Below are 15,100 nucleotides of genomic sequence, written 5' to 3' on the forward strand. Positions count from 1 at the left end.
GAACCACGGCCTCGATTCATCAGAACGCGCTTGGCGAGAAGCGACAAGACGGAGGCGATCCATGAACGCACCGAACACCGCGATGACGCCCGCGACCCGGACCGGCTCGGAGACGGTGGCCCTTCCGGCTGCCTTCGCACCCCGCGCGGAGGGCCCGCGCATCTACAACCTGTTCCCGCTCCTCGTCGGGACAGTCTCGGCCTGGGCGGCGGAGCTGCCGCGCATCGCCGAGCTCGGCTTCAATTGGGTCTATCTCAACCCGTTCCACCAGACCGGCGGCTCACGCAGCCTCTATGCGGTGGCCGATCTCGACGCGCTCGACGAGCGGTTCCGCGACGGTGACGGCACGTCGGACGACGAGCAGATCACGCGGTTCTGCCGGGCGGCCGAGGCGCACGGCATTGCGGTGATGAGCGACCTCGTCATCAACCACACCGCCGACAATGCCCGCCTGTTCCACGACCGGCCGGACCTGTTCGTGCGCGACGCCGAGGGCAAGCCGGTCAGCCCGGCGGCGATCGATCCGGATGATCCGACCAAGCGCACGGTCTGGGGCGACCTGATCGAACTCGACTACCATTCCGACCACGCTCGGGGAGAGCTGGTCCGCATCTTCGACGGCTACATCGCTCGGCTGCAACGGCTCGGCGTGCGCGGCTTCCGCTGTGACGCCGCCTACAAGGTGCCGCCGGATGTCTGGCGCGCGCTGATTCAGGCCGCCAAGCAGCGCGAGGCCGACACGCTGTTCGCTGCCGAGACGCTGGGCTGCACCTTCGAGGAGGCGCAGGCGACCGCGGGGGCCGGCTTCGACTACCTGTTCAACTCGTTCGCGTGGTGGAACCTGAAGGCGCCCTGGGCCCTCGAGCAGTACGAGCGGCTGCGGGTGGTCGCGCCCTCCATTGCCTTCCCCGAAAACCACGATATGAGCCGGCTCGCCGCCGACATCCCCGGCGATGCGGAGGCGATCGCCCAGCGGCTGAAGACGCGCTACGCCCTCTCGGCCTTCTTCTCGGCCGGCGTGCTGATGCCGATCGGCTACGAGTGGGGCTATCGCCGTGCGCTGCACGTGGTCGAGACCACGCCCGGTTCACGCGAGCACGATACGGGGATCGACATCTCCGCTTACGTGACGGCGATCAACGCGCTGAAGGCCGCGATTCCGGCCGCCAATGTCGAGGGCGCGCAGATGCGGCTCTCGGCGCCCGACGCGCCGTTCACCGCCCTGTTCCGCACCGATACCGGCCATGCGGCTTCGGCGCATTCGGCGACGCTCCTCCTGTTCAATCCGGGCGACGTTCCGGTGCCGGTCGATGCCGGCCGCCTCATCGAGCGCACCGGAGGCCTACTCGGCCCGTTCGACGACCGCACGCCCGACGCCGAGCCGATCGCCTTCCATCCGGGTGCGAGCATCGACCTGCTGCCGGGCGAGCTGCGCATCCTCGTGGCCGAGCGCGCGAAGGTCGCCGCCCCGCCGCCCTCGACCGTGCCGCAGGGCAAGGGCCGCGTCGTCATCGAGGCGGTGACGCCGGAGATCGATGGCGGCCGCTCCGCGGTGAAGCGTGTCGTCGGCGAGCAGGTGCGCGTCGAGGCGGATATCTTTTCCGACGGTCACGAGATCATCAACGCCGCGATCCTCTCTCGCGTCGTTGGCGAGGAGACGTGGCGGCGCGACCCGATGGTGTTCGTGGATAACGACCGCTGGGCCGGGCACTTCCCGCTCGAGCGCAATGCCCGCTACGAGTTCACGATCGAGGCGTGGCGTGACGGCTTCTCGTCCTGGGTGCGCGACACCCTGAAGAAGCGCGATGCCGGCGTGGATGTGCGGCTGGAGACGATCGAGGGCGTCGAGCTGATCCAGATCGCCGAGGATCTGGCGAGCGGGGCCGACAAGCAGCGGCTCGACGGGCTGATCCGTTCGCTCGCCGCCGAGCCGGAAGGCTCGCCGGTGATCCTGGAAAAGATCCTGGCGCCGGAGACGATGTCGCTGGTCCGGCGCAACGCCGAGCGGGTGAACCTCTCGCGCTATCCCGTGAACATCCCGGTCATCGCCGACCGGCTCGCGGCCCGGTTCTCGGCTTGGTACGAGATCTTCCCGCGCTCGCAATCGGGCGATCCGAACCGCCACGGCACCTTCGCGGACGTGATCCGACGCCTGCCCGAGATCCGCGAACTCGGCTTCGACGTGCTCTACTTCACGCCGATCCACCCGATCGGGAAGACCAACCGCAAGGGCAAGAACAACACCCTCAAGGCGCAGCCCGGCGATGTCGGCTCGGTCTACGCGGTGGGCTCGGAGGAGGGCGGGCACGAGGCCGTGCATCCCGAACTCGGCACACTGGAGGATTTCCGCCAGCTCGTCGCTGCCAGCCACGCCCACGGCATGGAGGTCGCGATCGACTTCGCGATTCAGTGCTCGCCCGACCACCCCTGGATCAAGCAGCATCCGGAGTGGTTCGAATGGCGGCCCGACGGCACGCTCAAATTCGCTGAGAATCCGCCCAAGAAATACGAGGACATCTCCAACGTCCATTTCTACGGCGGAGCGCTGCCCTCGCTCTGGATCGAGCTGCGCGACATCGTCCTCGGTTGGTGCGCCCAAGGCGCCCGCATTTTCCGGGTCGACAACCCGCACACCAAGCCGATCCCGTTCTGGGAGTGGATGCTGGGCGAGGTGAACGCGCAGTACCCAGACGCGATCTTCCTCGCCGAGGCCTTCACCCGGCCGAAGATGATGAAGAAGCTCGCCAAGGCCGGCTACCAGCAGAGCTACACCTACTTCACGTGGCGTAACACGAAGCAGGAGCTGACCGAGTACGCGCTGGAACTGGCCGGCGAGATGGGCGAGTATTACCGACCTAACTTTTTCGCCAGCACGCCGGATATTAATCCATACTACTTGCAAACAAGCGGCCGTCCGGGCTTTATTGTGCGCGCGACTCTGGCGGCGACGCTCTCCTCGATCTACGGCATCTATAACGGCTTCGAGCTGTGCGAGGCCGCGCCCTATCCGGGTAAGGAAGAGTATCTCGACTCCGAAAAATACGAGCTGAAGGCCTGGGACTATCACCGCCCCGGCAACATCCGCGACCACATCATCAAGCTCAACCAGGCGCGCCGGGACAATCCGGCGCTGTGGGACTTCCGGAACATCCACTTCACGGGTGCCTGGAACGACAACATCATCGCCTACGCAAAGGTGACGCCGGAGCGCGACAACTGCGTGTTCGTGATGGTCAACCTCGACCCGAAGAACCGCCAGGAATGCACCTACGAGGTGCCGCTGCATCTGCTCGGCCTGCCTGACGATGCGGCGGTCGAGGTCGAGGATCTGCTGCTGGGCTACAACTTCGAGCTCTACGGCAAGAACCACCGAATCGCCCTCGATCCGGCCGACCGTTCGGCGATCGTCTGGCGGATTCGGCCTCGGCGCAGCTGACGACCCGCGCCCCGCACCGAACCGGCCTCCACTTTCGGTGCGGGGCGCTCTAGATCGGGCGGAATACGGCGTCACCGTCGTGTTCTCGCCAAGAAGCGGGCCGAGGAGGCTCGCAGCCCGGTGCCACAAGGCCCGGTTCCGCTCTCGAAAGTGACGTGAGGCAGCGACGGGATGATCGATCGCAGCGATCCGCAGTGGTACCGTGACGCCATCATCTACCAGATCCACGTCAAGTCGTTCTTCGACTCGTCGAATGACGGGATCGGCGATTTCGAGGGGCTGACGCAGAAGCTCGATTATGTCCGAGACCTCGGGGTCACGGCGATCTGGCTGATGCCGTTCTATCCCTCGCCGCTGCGCGATGACGGTTACGACATCGCCGACTACCGCGATGTGAACCCCTCCTACGGGACGATGGAGGATTTCCGCCGTTTCGTGGACGCCGCCCACGAGCGGGGGCTGCGCGTCATCACCGAGCTGGTCATCAACCACACCAGCGATCAGCACCCCTGGTTCCAGCGCGCCCGCGAGGCGCCGGCCGGGTCGCCCGAGCGCGATTTCTACGTGTGGTCGGATACCGACGAGAAGTATTCCGATACGCGCATCATCTTCCTCGACACGGAAGTGTCGAACTGGACCTGGGATCCGGTCGCCAAGCAGTACTTCTGGCACCGCTTCTACAGCCACCAGCCTGATCTGAACTTCGACAACCCGGCCGTGCTGGAGGCCGTGATCGAGGTCATGCGCTACTGGCTCGACATGGGCGTCGATGGGCTGCGGCTCGACGCGATCCCCTACCTGATCGAGCGCGACGGCACGAACTGCGAGAACCTTTCCGAGACCCACGACGTCATCAAGGCGATCCGTGCGGCGCTCGATGCCGAGTATCCCGACCGGATGCTGCTGGCCGAGGCCAACCAGTGGCCGGAGGAGACGGCGCAATATTTCGGCGAGGGCGACGAGTGCCACATGGCATTCCACTTCCCGCTGATGCCGCGGATGTACATGGCGATCGCCCGGGAGGACCGGCACCCGATCACCGACATCATGCGCCAGACGCCGGAGATCCCCGAGGGCTGCCAGTGGGCGATCTTCCTGCGCAACCATGACGAGCTGACGCTCGAAATGGTGACGGCCGAAGAGCGTGATTATCTCTGGTCGTTCTACGCCGCCGAGCGGCGCGCCCGCATCAATCTCGGCATCCGCCGCCGCCTCGCGCCGCTGCTGGAGAACGATCGCCGCAAGATCGAGCTGATGAAGTCCCTCGTCCTGTCGATGCCCGGCACGCCGGTGCTCTACTACGGCGACGAGATCGGCATGGGCGACAACATCTATCTCGGTGACCGCGACGGCGTTCGCACGCCGATGCAATGGTCGCCGGACCGCAACGGCGGCTTCTCGCGGGCCACGCCACAGAAGCTGTTCCTGCCCTCGATCCAGGACCCGATCTACGGCTACGACGCAATCAACGTCGAGGCGCAGATCCAGGCGCAGACCTCTCTGCTGAACTGGACGCGGCGCATGATTGCGATCCGCAACAACTCCGTCGCGCTGGGGCGCGGCGCGATCCAGTTCCTGTATCCGGCGAACCGCAAGGTGCTCGCCTGGATTCGCGAGCACGAGAACGAGCGCATTCTCTGCGTGGCCAACCTCTCGCGGGCACCGCAGGCGGTGCAGCTCGACCTGTCGGACCTGCGCGGCGCGATCCCGATCGAGTTGACCGGCGGCACGGCCTTCCCGGCGATCGGCGAACTGCCCTACCTGCTGACCCTGCCGGCCTACGGTTTCTACTGGTTCGCGCTTTCGGTCGCGAATACCGGCGAGATCGGACCGCAGCCGCAGACTCCGGAGCTGTTCACGCTGGTGCTCACCGGCGGCATCGAGACCCTGATCAAGGGCCGCGAGCGCACCGCCTTCGAGCGCACCGTGGCGCCGACCTTCATCGGCTCGCGGCGCTGGTTCGGCGCCAAGGGCACGCGCATCAAGTCGGTGCAGGTGGATGACAGCGCCATCGTCAAGGACGGTTCCGGCGAGGGCAAGTTCCTGCTGCCGCGGGTGGTGGTGACCCTCGCCAATGGCGAGCGCCAGGACTACTTCATGCCGCTCGCCGTCGAGGAGGGCCGTGAGGACGAGTCTCTGCTGGACCACGCGGTCGCCCGCGTGCGCCGTGGACCCCGCACCGGCCTGCTCTACGAGGCCGCCGCCGCCGCGCCGTTCGCCGTCGCCCTCATCGAGGGGATGCGTGACGGGGTGACCATCCCGTCCGAGCGCGGAAGTCTCGTCTTCTCGACGACCTCGGCTTACGATCCGGAAGTGCCGTTCGAGGCTGCCGATGTTCGCCGCCTTTCGGCCGAGCAGAGCAACACCTCGATCGCCATCGGCGCGCGGATGATGCTCAAGCTGCTGCGCCGTCTTCAGCCCGGCACGCATCCGGAAATCGAGATCGGCCGCTTCCTCACCGAGCAGGCCCATTTCGCCAACACGCCGGCGCTGCTCGGTGTGGTGGAGCATGTGGCCGCGGACGGCACCCGCACGGCTCTGGCGCTGCTCCAGAAGTTCGTCCTCAACCAGGGCGATGCCTGGACGCTAATGCTCGAAGGCCTGCGGCGCGACTTCGAGACCGTGGTGCTCGCACCCGAGAGCGAGGCGCCGGCGCCGGAGGATGCCTTCAACGCGCACCTGCGCTGGGCGGAGCTGCTCGGCCAGCGCACGGCCGAACTGCACCGGGCCTTCGCCATCGACACCGACGATCCGGCCTTCGCGGTCGAGCCGTTCGGTGAGGACGATCTCGCTTCGCTTGCGGAGGATGCGCGCCATCAGGCCGCGCGGGCCTTCAAGGGGCTCGACGGGATCACTGCCTGGTCGCCGGGCTCGGCCAGCGAGGCGCTCGCGTCCCGCCGCGGCGAGGTCGAGACGCTCATCACCGAGTTGGCCTCCGGCCCGCTGCGGGGTGCCACCAAGACCCGCATCCACGGCGATTACCATCTCGGTCAGGTGCTCGCCTCCGAGGGCGATCTCGTCATCGTCGATTTCGAGGGCGAGCCCTCGCGGCCGGTGGAGCAGCGCCGGGCCAAGTCGACGCCGATGCGTGACGTGGCGGGCATGCTCCGCTCCTTCGCCTACGGCGCCGAGACGGTGGTGCGTGAGATCACGGCCCGGTTCGGCGACAGCGAAGAGCGGGCCCGCAACGCGGCGATCGCGTGGCGCGGCATGATCGATGCAGCGTTCCTCGACGGCTACGGGCAGGCCGTGGCCGGCAGCCGGGCCGCGGTGGAGGATGCGGAGACGCAATCCCGTCTGCTGCGTCTCTGCCTGCTGACCAAGGCCCTCTACGAGGTCGATTACGAAGTGAACAACCGCCCCGACTGGATCGAAATCCCGGCACGGGGTGTTCTCAACATACTGGATGAAGCCAAGCGCGACCGCGCTTCGGTGTGACCTGCGCGCTCCCGCGCCCATCCTGTGGTGGCCCGGGAGCGCTTCCGAGAGAGGTGATTGGATGACGGCTCTGGACGATAAGGCCGCGGCTCGTAACGAGGGGCAGGCGGCCGCCAACGTCCCGAACAGGTCAGGCTCGACCGAGGCGCCCCGCGCGCCCCGGCCGACGGATGCGCTTGGCGGTGAGGGGGCGCCCCGAGTGGGTCGCTCGGCCTCGCAGGCGCGCGATGGCCACCTCCATCCCGAGGCCATTGCGGCCGTGATGGCGGCCGATCACGGCGACGCGTTCGGCGTCCTCGGGCCGCATCAGGTCGCGCCCGATACCTGGGAGGTTCGCGCGGTCCTGCCGGAGGCGAAGGCGGCCCGCCTCGTCACGGGCGGGCAGAGCGTCCCGTTCGAGCGCGTTCATCCCGACGGGTTCTACGTCGCGAGCGTGAAGGGCGAGGGCCGCCCCCTCTATGAGATCGAGGTCGAGGCCTGGGACGGCACCAGCACCCGCCGTCACGATCCCTACGGCTTCGGTCCGTCCCTCGAACAGAGTGAGATCGACGGTCTGCGCCTGATCGGCAGCAACCTCGTCTACCGCGTGCTCGGTGCGCATGCGGGCGAACTCGACGGCATCGCGGGTTTCCGCTTCGCGGTCTGGGCGCCGAATGCCCGCCGTGTCAGCGTCGTCGGCGACTTCAACGATTGGGATGGCCGGCGCCACCCGATGCGGCTGTGGCTCAATGGCGGCGTCTGGGAGCTGTTCGTGCCGGGCCTCAAGGCCGGGCAGAACTACAAGTTCGAGATCCGTGGCCCCGATGGCGCCGTGCTGCCGCTGAAGGCCGATCCGGTGGCTTTCCGCGCCCAGCACCCGCCGCAGACGGCCTCCGTGCTCCAGGGCCTCAACGAGCCGCAATGGCACGATGCGGCCTGGATGGACACGCGCGGTGAGAAGGATCCGCGTCACGCCGCCATGTCGGTCTACGAGGTCCATCTCGGCTCGTGGGCGCGGGTGCCAGACGAGGGAAACCGCTACCTCACCTACAAAGAACTGTCCGACCGGCTGATCCCGTACGTGAAGGAACTCGGCTTCACGCATATCGAGCTTCTGCCGATCACCGAGTATCCGTTCGACGGTTCCTGGGGCTACCAGCCGGTCTCGCTTTTTGCGCCGACCAGCCGCTTCGGCACGCCCGACGACTTCGTCGATTTCGTCAACGCGGCGCACGCGGCCGGCATCGGCGTGATGCTCGATTGGGTGCCGGGGCACTTCCCCCTCGACGCCCACGGCCTCGGCCTGTTCGACGGGACGCACCTCTACGAGCATGCCGACCCGCGCCAGGGCTTCCACCAGGATTGGGGCACCTACATCTATAATTTCGGCCGGGTCGAGGTGTCGGCCTTCCTCACGGCCAATGCCCGCTTCTGGCTGGAGCACTACCATCTCGACGGCCTGCGCGTGGATGCGGTCGCCTCCATGCTTTACCTCGACTACTCGCGCCGCGCGGGCGAGTGGATCCCGAACCAGTACGGCGGCAACGAGAATCTCGACGCCATCAACTTCCTGCGCAAGACCAACGAGGCCACCTACAGCCACGCGCCGGGCACCATCACGGTGGCCGAGGAATCGACCTCCTGGCCGGGCGTCTCGCACCCGACCTACACGGGCGGTCTCGGCTTCGGCTTCAAGTGGAACATGGGGTGGATGCACGACACCCTGAAATACATGTCGGAGGATCCGATCCACCGGCGTTACCACCACCACAACCTGACCTTCGGCCTGCTCTACGCCTTCTCCGAAAACTTCGTGCTGCCGCTCTCCCACGACGAGGTGGTGCACGGGAAGGGCTCGCTGCTCGGCAAGATGCCGGGCGACCGCTGGCAGAAATTCGCGAATCTGCGCGCCTATTTCGGCTTCATGTGGGGCCATCCCGGCAAGAAGCTGCTCTTCATGGGCGGCGAGTTCGGCCAGGAGCGCGAGTGGAACCACAACCAGTCGCTCGATTGGCACCTGCTCGACGATCCCCTGCATGGCGGCGTGAAGGATCTGATCCGCGACCTCAACCACGTCTACACCTCGACCCCGGCGCTCTATTCCCGCGACGTCGAGGCCAGCGGCTTCCAGTGGCTGGTGGCGGACGATTCCGACAACTCGGTCATCGCCTGGGCGCGCAAGGGTAAGGCGGAGGGCGAGGTCGCCATTGTCGTCTCGAACTTCACGCCGGTGCCGCGTGAGGGCTACCGCGTCGGCGTGCCGACGGCCGGCTACTACCGCGAGGCGATCAACTCGGACGCCGAGCGTTATGGCGGCTCGAATGTCGGCAATATGGGCGGCGTCCAGAGCCAGCCCGAGCAGAGCCACGGCCAGCCGCACTCGCTGAGCCTGACCCTGCCGCCGCTCTCGACCCTGATCCTGATCCGCGAAGGCTGATTACCTCGACCCCGGAGCGGTTCAGCCGCTCCGGGGTCCGAACAGTATCACCGCCGTGCCGGCGAGGCAGATCGCCCCGCCGGCAACGTCCCAGCGGTCGGGGCGATGTCCCTCGACGCCCCAGAGCCAGAGGATCGAGGCGGCGATGTAGATGCCGCCATAGGCGGCGTAGGTCCGCCCGGCCGCCTCGCTCTCGACGAGGGTGAGCAGCCAAGCGAACAGCGCCAGCGAGACGAGCCCCGGCGCGACCCACCAGACCGACCGGTCGAGCCGCAGCCACCCCCAAAAGGCGAAGCAGCCGGCGATCTCGGCCAAAGCGGCCCCGGAATAAGCGAGAAGCGTCTTGGTCATCGGCGACGCTTGGCGCGGGCCGAGCCCCTTGCCAAGTCATTGCCCCTCATTGGCCAGATCGCGTGTCAGGCATCGTCCTCCGGCGCGAACACCTCGCCCTTTTCGGCGAGCCGCACATTGTTGCGGTCGGCGGGCAGATCGCGAAGGTCGCGATACGACCTGAGCAGACGGTGCAGCTCGGCCCGTGCCGGATCGGACGGTTCCGGCGCTCCGGGATCGAAGCCGTCCACCACGATGTCCACCCGCCGGTCGAGAGCCTCGGCGTTTCGCGGATCGAGGCCTTCGATCCGCGCGAGAAGGTCGGCGATCGCCGCGCGCTTCGTCTCCAGCTCCGTCATCGACACCTCGCAACATCTTCCGCGCGAAAACAGCGCCCGAGGCCTCCCACGGTTCCGAAAGGACGCATCCCCGGACCTTCGGCACAGTCCGAGGGTTGGGGCAGCATGAATCTCGTTCTGACCGAGGAGGCCGATTCCCGGCCCGTGGCGCGGCCCCGCTCCGCGCGTCTGTGGCATCCGCGCCGGGTGCTGGTGACGCCGGCTGCCCTCGAACACGCCCATGGTCGGCAGATCGTTGCGCGGGCGGAAGGCCTGGGTCTCCCGGTCGAACGCCTGAAGAGCAACCGGCTCACCGGCCTGCGCGACGACGAGAACCCATGCCGGGCCTATGCCCAGGCCAAGGCGACGCTTGCCATCGTCACCGCGCCACCGACGAAGTTGAAGCTTCAACCGATTCCACCGAGCGCCGACTGGCGCTTCGACCTCGCCGTAGGTTGTCCGGCGCATTGCCAGTACTGCTATCTCGCCGGCTCGCTCTCCGGGCCGCCGGTGACGCGCGTCTACGCCAACCTCGACGCGATTCTCGGCAATCTCGACGGCTATCTGGGGCAGGGTGGTGTCACCAGCGCGTCGGCGGCGCGGGCGGTGGAGGGCACCACCTTCGAGGCGTCCTGCTACACCGATCCGCTCGGGATCGAGCATCTCACCGGCTCGCTCTCGGCGGCGATCCGCCATTTCGGCGCCTGGGATGCGCCCGTGCAGCTTCGCTTCACGACGAAGTTCGCTGCGGTCGAACCGCTTCTCGACCTGCCGCATCACGGGCGCACGCGCATCCGCTTCTCGGTCAACGCAGCGGCGGCCGCGCATTACGAGGGCGGCACCGCTCCGCTCAGCGAGCGGCTCGCCGCCATGGGCGCCGTCGCCCGCGCCGGCTATCCCGTCGGCCTCACCATCGCGCCGATTCTGCCCGTCGAGGGATGGCCGGACGCCTATGACAGGCTGCTGCGCGACGCAGCCGAGGCTTTGTCCGGTGTGTCCGCACCCGATCTGACGGTCGAACTCATCACTCACCGCTTCACGCCGGCCTCGAAGACCGTGCTCGAAGGATGGTATCCCGGCTCCGACCTGCCGATGCGCGAGGCGGAGCGCACCCGCAAGCTCACCAAGTTCGGCTCGGTGAAATACGTGTTCCCCAACGATCTCATGAAGGCGATGCGGGCCCATCTCACCGGGCGGATCGCCGAGCGCCTGCCGACGGCGCGCATCCTCTATTGGACGTGAGGAGGCTGACACTCGCGACCGAGTACGGCGTCAGCTCGCGGCCTGCCTCGCCTGACCCGTCGGGCAGATGTCGAGCAGCACGCAGCGTGTGCAGGCCGGGGCGCGGTGGAAGCAGACGCGCTGGCCGTGCAGCATCAGCACCTCGTGATTGTCGTAGAGCTTCTGCGCCGACCAATCGTCGGGAAGCTGCGCCCGCAGCACCGCGTGGCTCGGCCCGACATCGACCTTTGCACCGATCAAACCCGAGCGCTGGGCGACGCGGTGATGGTGGCTGTCCACCGGCAGGGCCGGCATCCGCAGCGTCGAGAACGAGAGTACGGCGGCACTCGTCTTCGGCCCGATGCCGGGGATCGCTTCGAGCCAGCCGCGCGCGTCATCGACGCTCAGATCCCCCAGGAAATCGAGGGTGAGGTCGCCGACCCGCTCCTGCACCGCGGCGAGCACCGCCTTGATGCGCGGCGCCTTCAGCTCCGGCCAGGTGACGCCGTGGATCGTCGCCTCGATCTCTTCGACGGATGCCGCCTCGATCTCCGCCCAATCGGGCCAGCGCGCCCGCAGGGCCTTGAAGGCGCGGCCGGAATCGGCGTTGCGGGTCCGGTGCGAGAGCAGCGAGGAGATCAGCTCCGAGAGCGGGTCGAGGCTATGGAAGTACGGGATCGGGCATTCGTAGACGCCGCAGAGCCGGCGGTTGATCTCCAGCGCCTTATGCTTCAGGGCCTCGGACGCGGCGGCCGGCGCCTCGCGGCGGCGATGGCGGGCGGCCGCCGGGAGAGCTGTATCGGGGAAAAGCGTCATGGAAGCCGAATCCGCGAAAGGATTCGGCGGTTCCCAGCCCGCGACAACCCTACTTCGCCGGCTCCTTCGGCAGAGCGTAGATGTTGATGTCGAGTTTGTCGTCCGCACCCTCGCCGAGGTCGGTGACGTATTCTTCCAAGAAGCGGTCCTGGACCGCGATCTCCTTAGCGTCGAGATAGGCGATCAGCGTCTCGTAGGTGCCGTCGATCTCCTCGTAACTGCCGCTATGCTTGAACCGCAGGGCCTTGCCGCTGGGATTCGAGCCGAACTTGACCTCGCCGCCCTCCACGCCCTGCGCGGGTGCGGCCTCGATCGGGAACATCGCCTCGTATTGGAAGCCGTCCTCCTCGGTCTTGGTGAACAGGGCGATCGGCCGGCCTGCTGGCTTGAGGTTCAGCCGCGTCAGCGTCTCGCCGATGGTCTTGTAGGCCTTACGCAGGTTGGTCCGCGCCTCCTCCCACTTGGTTTCGCCCGAGAGGATCGCCACGGGCTTGGCCGGTAGCGTCACCTCATCGACGTCGTTCGGTTCGCCCGGAACCGTCACGAGGGTCGGCAGCCCCGAAGGCGGAGGCGTGACCGTCTGGGCCGCGCCAGCCTGGGCGGGGCGCGGGATCGGCACCTGCTGCGGCGCGGGCGCTGCCGGATCGGGGCCGGATTTCGACGTGTCCGGCACGGTCGTGGTCGGTAGGGGGCTGGTCTCCGCGGGGGAGGGCGCGTTGGTGGGGGGCGGCGCGTTCTGGGCGAGCGGCGCGGTCGTCAACGAAGGGACGAGAGCGAGGAGGCCCGCGGCGAGGGTGGCGAGACGGGTCAAGGTGGTGACGCTCCGATTGGCCGGTTCGAACAGGGTAGGGCCGAAACACGCCCCGCGCGAGACCGTTGCGGCGCGACGTTGCGGCTCTTCGTTCCCGACTCGCGGATCGGCGGCTTTTGCCATATACGCCGCGCCACCCCCGCATTCCCGCAGACAAGGTCGTCAGAGGTCCAATGAGCCCTCTCGCCCATCGCCGCTTCCTGAAGATGCACGGCGCCGGCAACGCCATCGTCGTGCTCGATCTGCGCGGCACCGCGGTTCGGGTGACCCCGGCCGAGGCCCGCGCCATCGCCGCCGACGTGCATTCGCGCTTCGACCAGCTCATGGCCGTGCACGATCCGGTCACGCCCGGCACCGATGCCTTCATGCGCATCTACAACACCGACGGCTCGGAATCCGGCGCCTGCGGCAACGGCACCCGCTGCGTCGGCTACGCGCTGCTCGACGATCCCGCCATGGCGCGCCCCGCCGAGAATGGCGCGCTGACGCTGGAGACCAAGGCCGGACTGGTCGCGGTCAAGCGCATCACCGACCGCTCCTTTACCGTCGATATGGGCCAGCCGCGCCTGCGCTGGGACGAGATCCCCCTCGCCGAACCGTTTCTCGATACCCGCCGCATCGAGCTTCAGGTCGGGCCGATCGACGATCCGATTCTGCATTCGCCGGCTGCCGTGAGCATGGGCAACCCGCACGCGATCTTCTTCGTCGATCGCGATCCCGACAGCTACGATCTCGGCCGGATCGGCCCGCTTCTCGAAGCCCACCCGATCTTTCCCGAGCGGGCCAACATCTCCATCGCCGAGGTGACGAGCCGCGACACGATCAAGCTGCGCGTCTGGGAGCGCGGCGCGGGGCTGACGCTGGCCTGCGGCACAGCCGCCTGCGCCACGGTGGTGGCGGCCTCGCGCCTGCGCATGATCGGCCGCGCCGCCCGCGTAGCGTTGCCCGGCGGGGAACTCTCGATCGAGTGGCGCGCCGACGACCACGTGCTGATGACCGGCCCGGTCTATCTCGAAGGGGAGGGCACGTTCTCGCCCGACCTGTTTGCCAGGATCGACGGGTGAGCGTCGAGACGGTCACCTTCGGCTGCCGGCTCAACACCGTCGAATCCGAGGTGCTGCGCGGCCATGCCGAGCCCAATGCCGAGGGGCGCGACCTCGTCGTCGTCAACACCTGCGCCGTGACGGCCGAGGCCGGGCGGCAGGCGCGCAAGGCGATCCGTCGGCTGTCCCGCGAACGGCCCGGCGCCGAGATCGTCGTGACCGGCTGCGGCGCCGAGGTCGAGCGCGCGAGCTACGCCGCGATGCCGGAGGTGGCGCGCCTCGTCGGCAACGCCGCCAAGCTCAGGCCGGAAAGCTGGCAGGACAGCTTCGCGCCCCCGCGCGAAGACATCATGGCCGTCCGCACGGCCGAGCCGACCCGCATCGCTGCCATGACCGGGCATACCCGCGCCTTCGTGCCGGTGCAGAACGGCTGCGACCATCGCTGCACCTTCTGCGTCATCCCGTTTGGCCGCGGGAATTCCCGTTCCGTGCCTATCGCCGAGGCGGTGGCGCAGGTGCGCCGCATCGTCGAGCATGGCGGCCGCGAAGTGGTGCTGACCGGCGTCGATCTCACCGCCTATGGCCGCGACCTCGATTCCGACTTGAGCCTCGGCCGCCTCGTCCGCACGATTCTCGCCGAGGTGCCGGATCTGCCGCGTCTGCGCCTGTCCTCGATCGATTCGGTCGAGGCCGATGCCGATTTGATCGCCGCTTTTGCCGAGGAGCCGCGGCTGATGCCGCATGTCCACCTCTCGCTTCAGGCGGGCGACGACCTGATCCTCAAGCGGATGAAGCGGCGCCATTCGCGTGCCGACGCGATCCGCCTGTGCGAAGTCTTGCGCGATCTCCGTCCCGGCCTCGTCTTCGGCGCCGACCTGATCGCCGGCTTTCCCACCGAGACCGAGGGGCAGTTCACCCGCTCCCTCGATCTCGTGGCGGAATGCGGGCTGACGCATCTGCACGTCTTCCCCTATTCGCCGCGCCCCGACACGCCGGCCGCGCGGATGCCGGCGGTGCCGGGCGACGTGGTCCGCGCGCGGGCCGCACGCCTGCGCGAAGCCGGCGCGGCGGCCCTCGCCCGCCACCTCGACGGCGAAGTCGGCGCCCGCCGCCGGGTTCTGACCGAGCGAGGCGATACCGGCCGGACGGAGGCGTTCTCACTGGTGCGCTTCGCGGAGCCTGTGCCGGCGGGAGAGATCCGCGACGTCACCGTCACCGGACATGACGGGCAGGCTTTGCTCGCGGCCTGAC

10 protein-coding genes are annotated in these 15,100 nt (G+C 68.0%); 6 read left to right on the forward strand and 4 right to left on the reverse strand.

Annotated features, from left to right (window positions below; all coding sequences use genetic code 11):
• Positions 1-61: 61 nt before the first annotated feature.
• The 3 genes from ASF53_RS02655 (at position 62) to glgB (ending at position 9,290) form a co-directional block, all read left to right on the forward strand.
• Positions 62-3,436 (forward strand): maltotransferase domain-containing protein, encoded by a 3,375-nt coding sequence (locus tag ASF53_RS02655; RefSeq protein WP_056193293.1) that lies wholly within the window; start codon positions 62-64, stop codon positions 3,434-3,436.
• A gap of 171 nt (positions 3,437-3,607) precedes the next feature.
• The gene (treS, locus tag ASF53_RS02660; protein ID WP_056193297.1) at positions 3,608-6,874 is read left to right on the forward strand and encodes a maltose alpha-D-glucosyltransferase; all 3,267 of its coding nucleotides are present in this window, start codon (positions 3,608-3,610) and stop codon (positions 6,872-6,874) included.
• Between the two features lie 61 nt (positions 6,875-6,935).
• A complete protein-coding gene (gene glgB, locus ASF53_RS02665) occupies positions 6,936-9,290 on the forward strand; it encodes a 1,4-alpha-glucan branching protein GlgB (protein WP_056193302.1) in 2,355 nt (784 codons plus the stop codon).
• Between the two features lie 21 nt (positions 9,291-9,311).
• On the opposite strand, the gene ASF53_RS02670 is transcribed toward glgB, so the two are convergent.
• Positions 9,312-9,641: a YnfA family protein gene (locus tag ASF53_RS02670; RefSeq protein ID WP_056193305.1), complete on the reverse strand. Its 330-nt coding sequence runs from the start codon at positions 9,639-9,641 to the stop codon at positions 9,312-9,314.
• Positions 9,642-9,706: 65 nt separating this feature from the next.
• Positions 9,707-9,979 (reverse strand): hypothetical protein, encoded by a 273-nt coding sequence (locus ASF53_RS02675; RefSeq protein WP_056193308.1) that lies wholly within the window; start codon positions 9,977-9,979, stop codon positions 9,707-9,709.
• Positions 9,980-10,084: 105 nt separating this feature from the next.
• Here ASF53_RS02675 and ASF53_RS02680 point away from each other — a divergent pair, with 105 nt between their 5' ends.
• Positions 10,085-11,200, forward strand: coding sequence for an SPL family radical SAM protein (locus ASF53_RS02680; protein ID WP_056193311.1), 1,116 nt, complete (start codon positions 10,085-10,087; stop codon positions 11,198-11,200).
• A 30-nt stretch (positions 11,201-11,230) separates the two neighbouring features.
• Here ASF53_RS02680 and ASF53_RS02685 read toward each other — a convergent pair whose 3' ends face one another.
• Both ASF53_RS02685 and ASF53_RS02690 read right to left on the reverse strand, forming a co-directional pair.
• A complete protein-coding gene (locus tag ASF53_RS02685) occupies positions 11,231-11,995 on the reverse strand; it encodes an endonuclease III domain-containing protein (protein WP_056193314.1) in 765 nt (254 codons plus the stop codon).
• 49 nt (positions 11,996-12,044) lie between these two features.
• The gene (locus tag ASF53_RS02690) at positions 12,045-12,806 is read right to left on the reverse strand and encodes a GyrI-like domain-containing protein (protein WP_056193317.1); all 762 of its coding nucleotides are present in this window, start codon (positions 12,804-12,806) and stop codon (positions 12,045-12,047) included.
• Between the two features lie 173 nt (positions 12,807-12,979).
• On the opposite strand from ASF53_RS02690, the gene dapF reads away from it, so the two are divergent.
• The gene (dapF, locus tag ASF53_RS02695) at positions 12,980-13,870 is read left to right on the forward strand and encodes a diaminopimelate epimerase (protein WP_056193320.1); all 891 of its coding nucleotides are present in this window, start codon (positions 12,980-12,982) and stop codon (positions 13,868-13,870) included.
• Complete coding sequence (gene mtaB, locus ASF53_RS02700; RefSeq protein WP_056193322.1) at positions 13,867-15,099, forward strand: tRNA (N(6)-L-threonylcarbamoyladenosine(37)-C(2))-methylthiotransferase MtaB; 1,233 nt, start codon at positions 13,867-13,869, stop codon at positions 15,097-15,099. Before dapF ends, mtaB begins: the two co-directional genes overlap by 4 nt.
• Position 15,100 lies beyond the last annotated feature (1 nt).

Source organism: Methylobacterium sp. Leaf123 (assembly GCF_001423405.1).
Classification (GTDB): domain Bacteria; phylum Pseudomonadota; class Alphaproteobacteria; order Rhizobiales; family Beijerinckiaceae; genus Methylobacterium.

What these genes read in the sequence shown, in the direction of transcription:
- ASF53_RS02655 (WP_056193293.1), top strand. Translation starts at nt 62, where the DNA reads ATGAACGCACCGAACACCGCGATGACGCCCGCGACCCGGACCGGCTCG.
- treS (WP_056193297.1), top strand. Translation starts at nt 3,608, where the DNA reads ATGATCGATCGCAGCGATCCGCAGTGGTACCGTGACGCCATCATCTAC.
- glgB (WP_056193302.1), top strand. Translation starts at nt 6,936, where the DNA reads ATGACGGCTCTGGACGATAAGGCCGCGGCTCGTAACGAGGGGCAGGCG.
- ASF53_RS02670 (WP_056193305.1), bottom strand. Translation starts at nt 9,641, where the DNA reads ATGACCAAGACGCTTCTCGCTTATTCCGGGGCCGCTTTGGCCGAGATC.
- ASF53_RS02675 (WP_056193308.1), bottom strand. Translation starts at nt 9,979, where the DNA reads ATGACGGAGCTGGAGACGAAGCGCGCGGCGATCGCCGACCTTCTCGCG.
- ASF53_RS02680 (WP_056193311.1), top strand. Translation starts at nt 10,085, where the DNA reads ATGAATCTCGTTCTGACCGAGGAGGCCGATTCCCGGCCCGTGGCGCGG.
- ASF53_RS02685 (WP_056193314.1), bottom strand. Translation starts at nt 11,995, where the DNA reads ATGACGCTTTTCCCCGATACAGCTCTCCCGGCGGCCGCCCGCCATCGC.
- dapF (WP_056193320.1), top strand. Translation starts at nt 12,980, where the DNA reads ATGAGCCCTCTCGCCCATCGCCGCTTCCTGAAGATGCACGGCGCCGGC.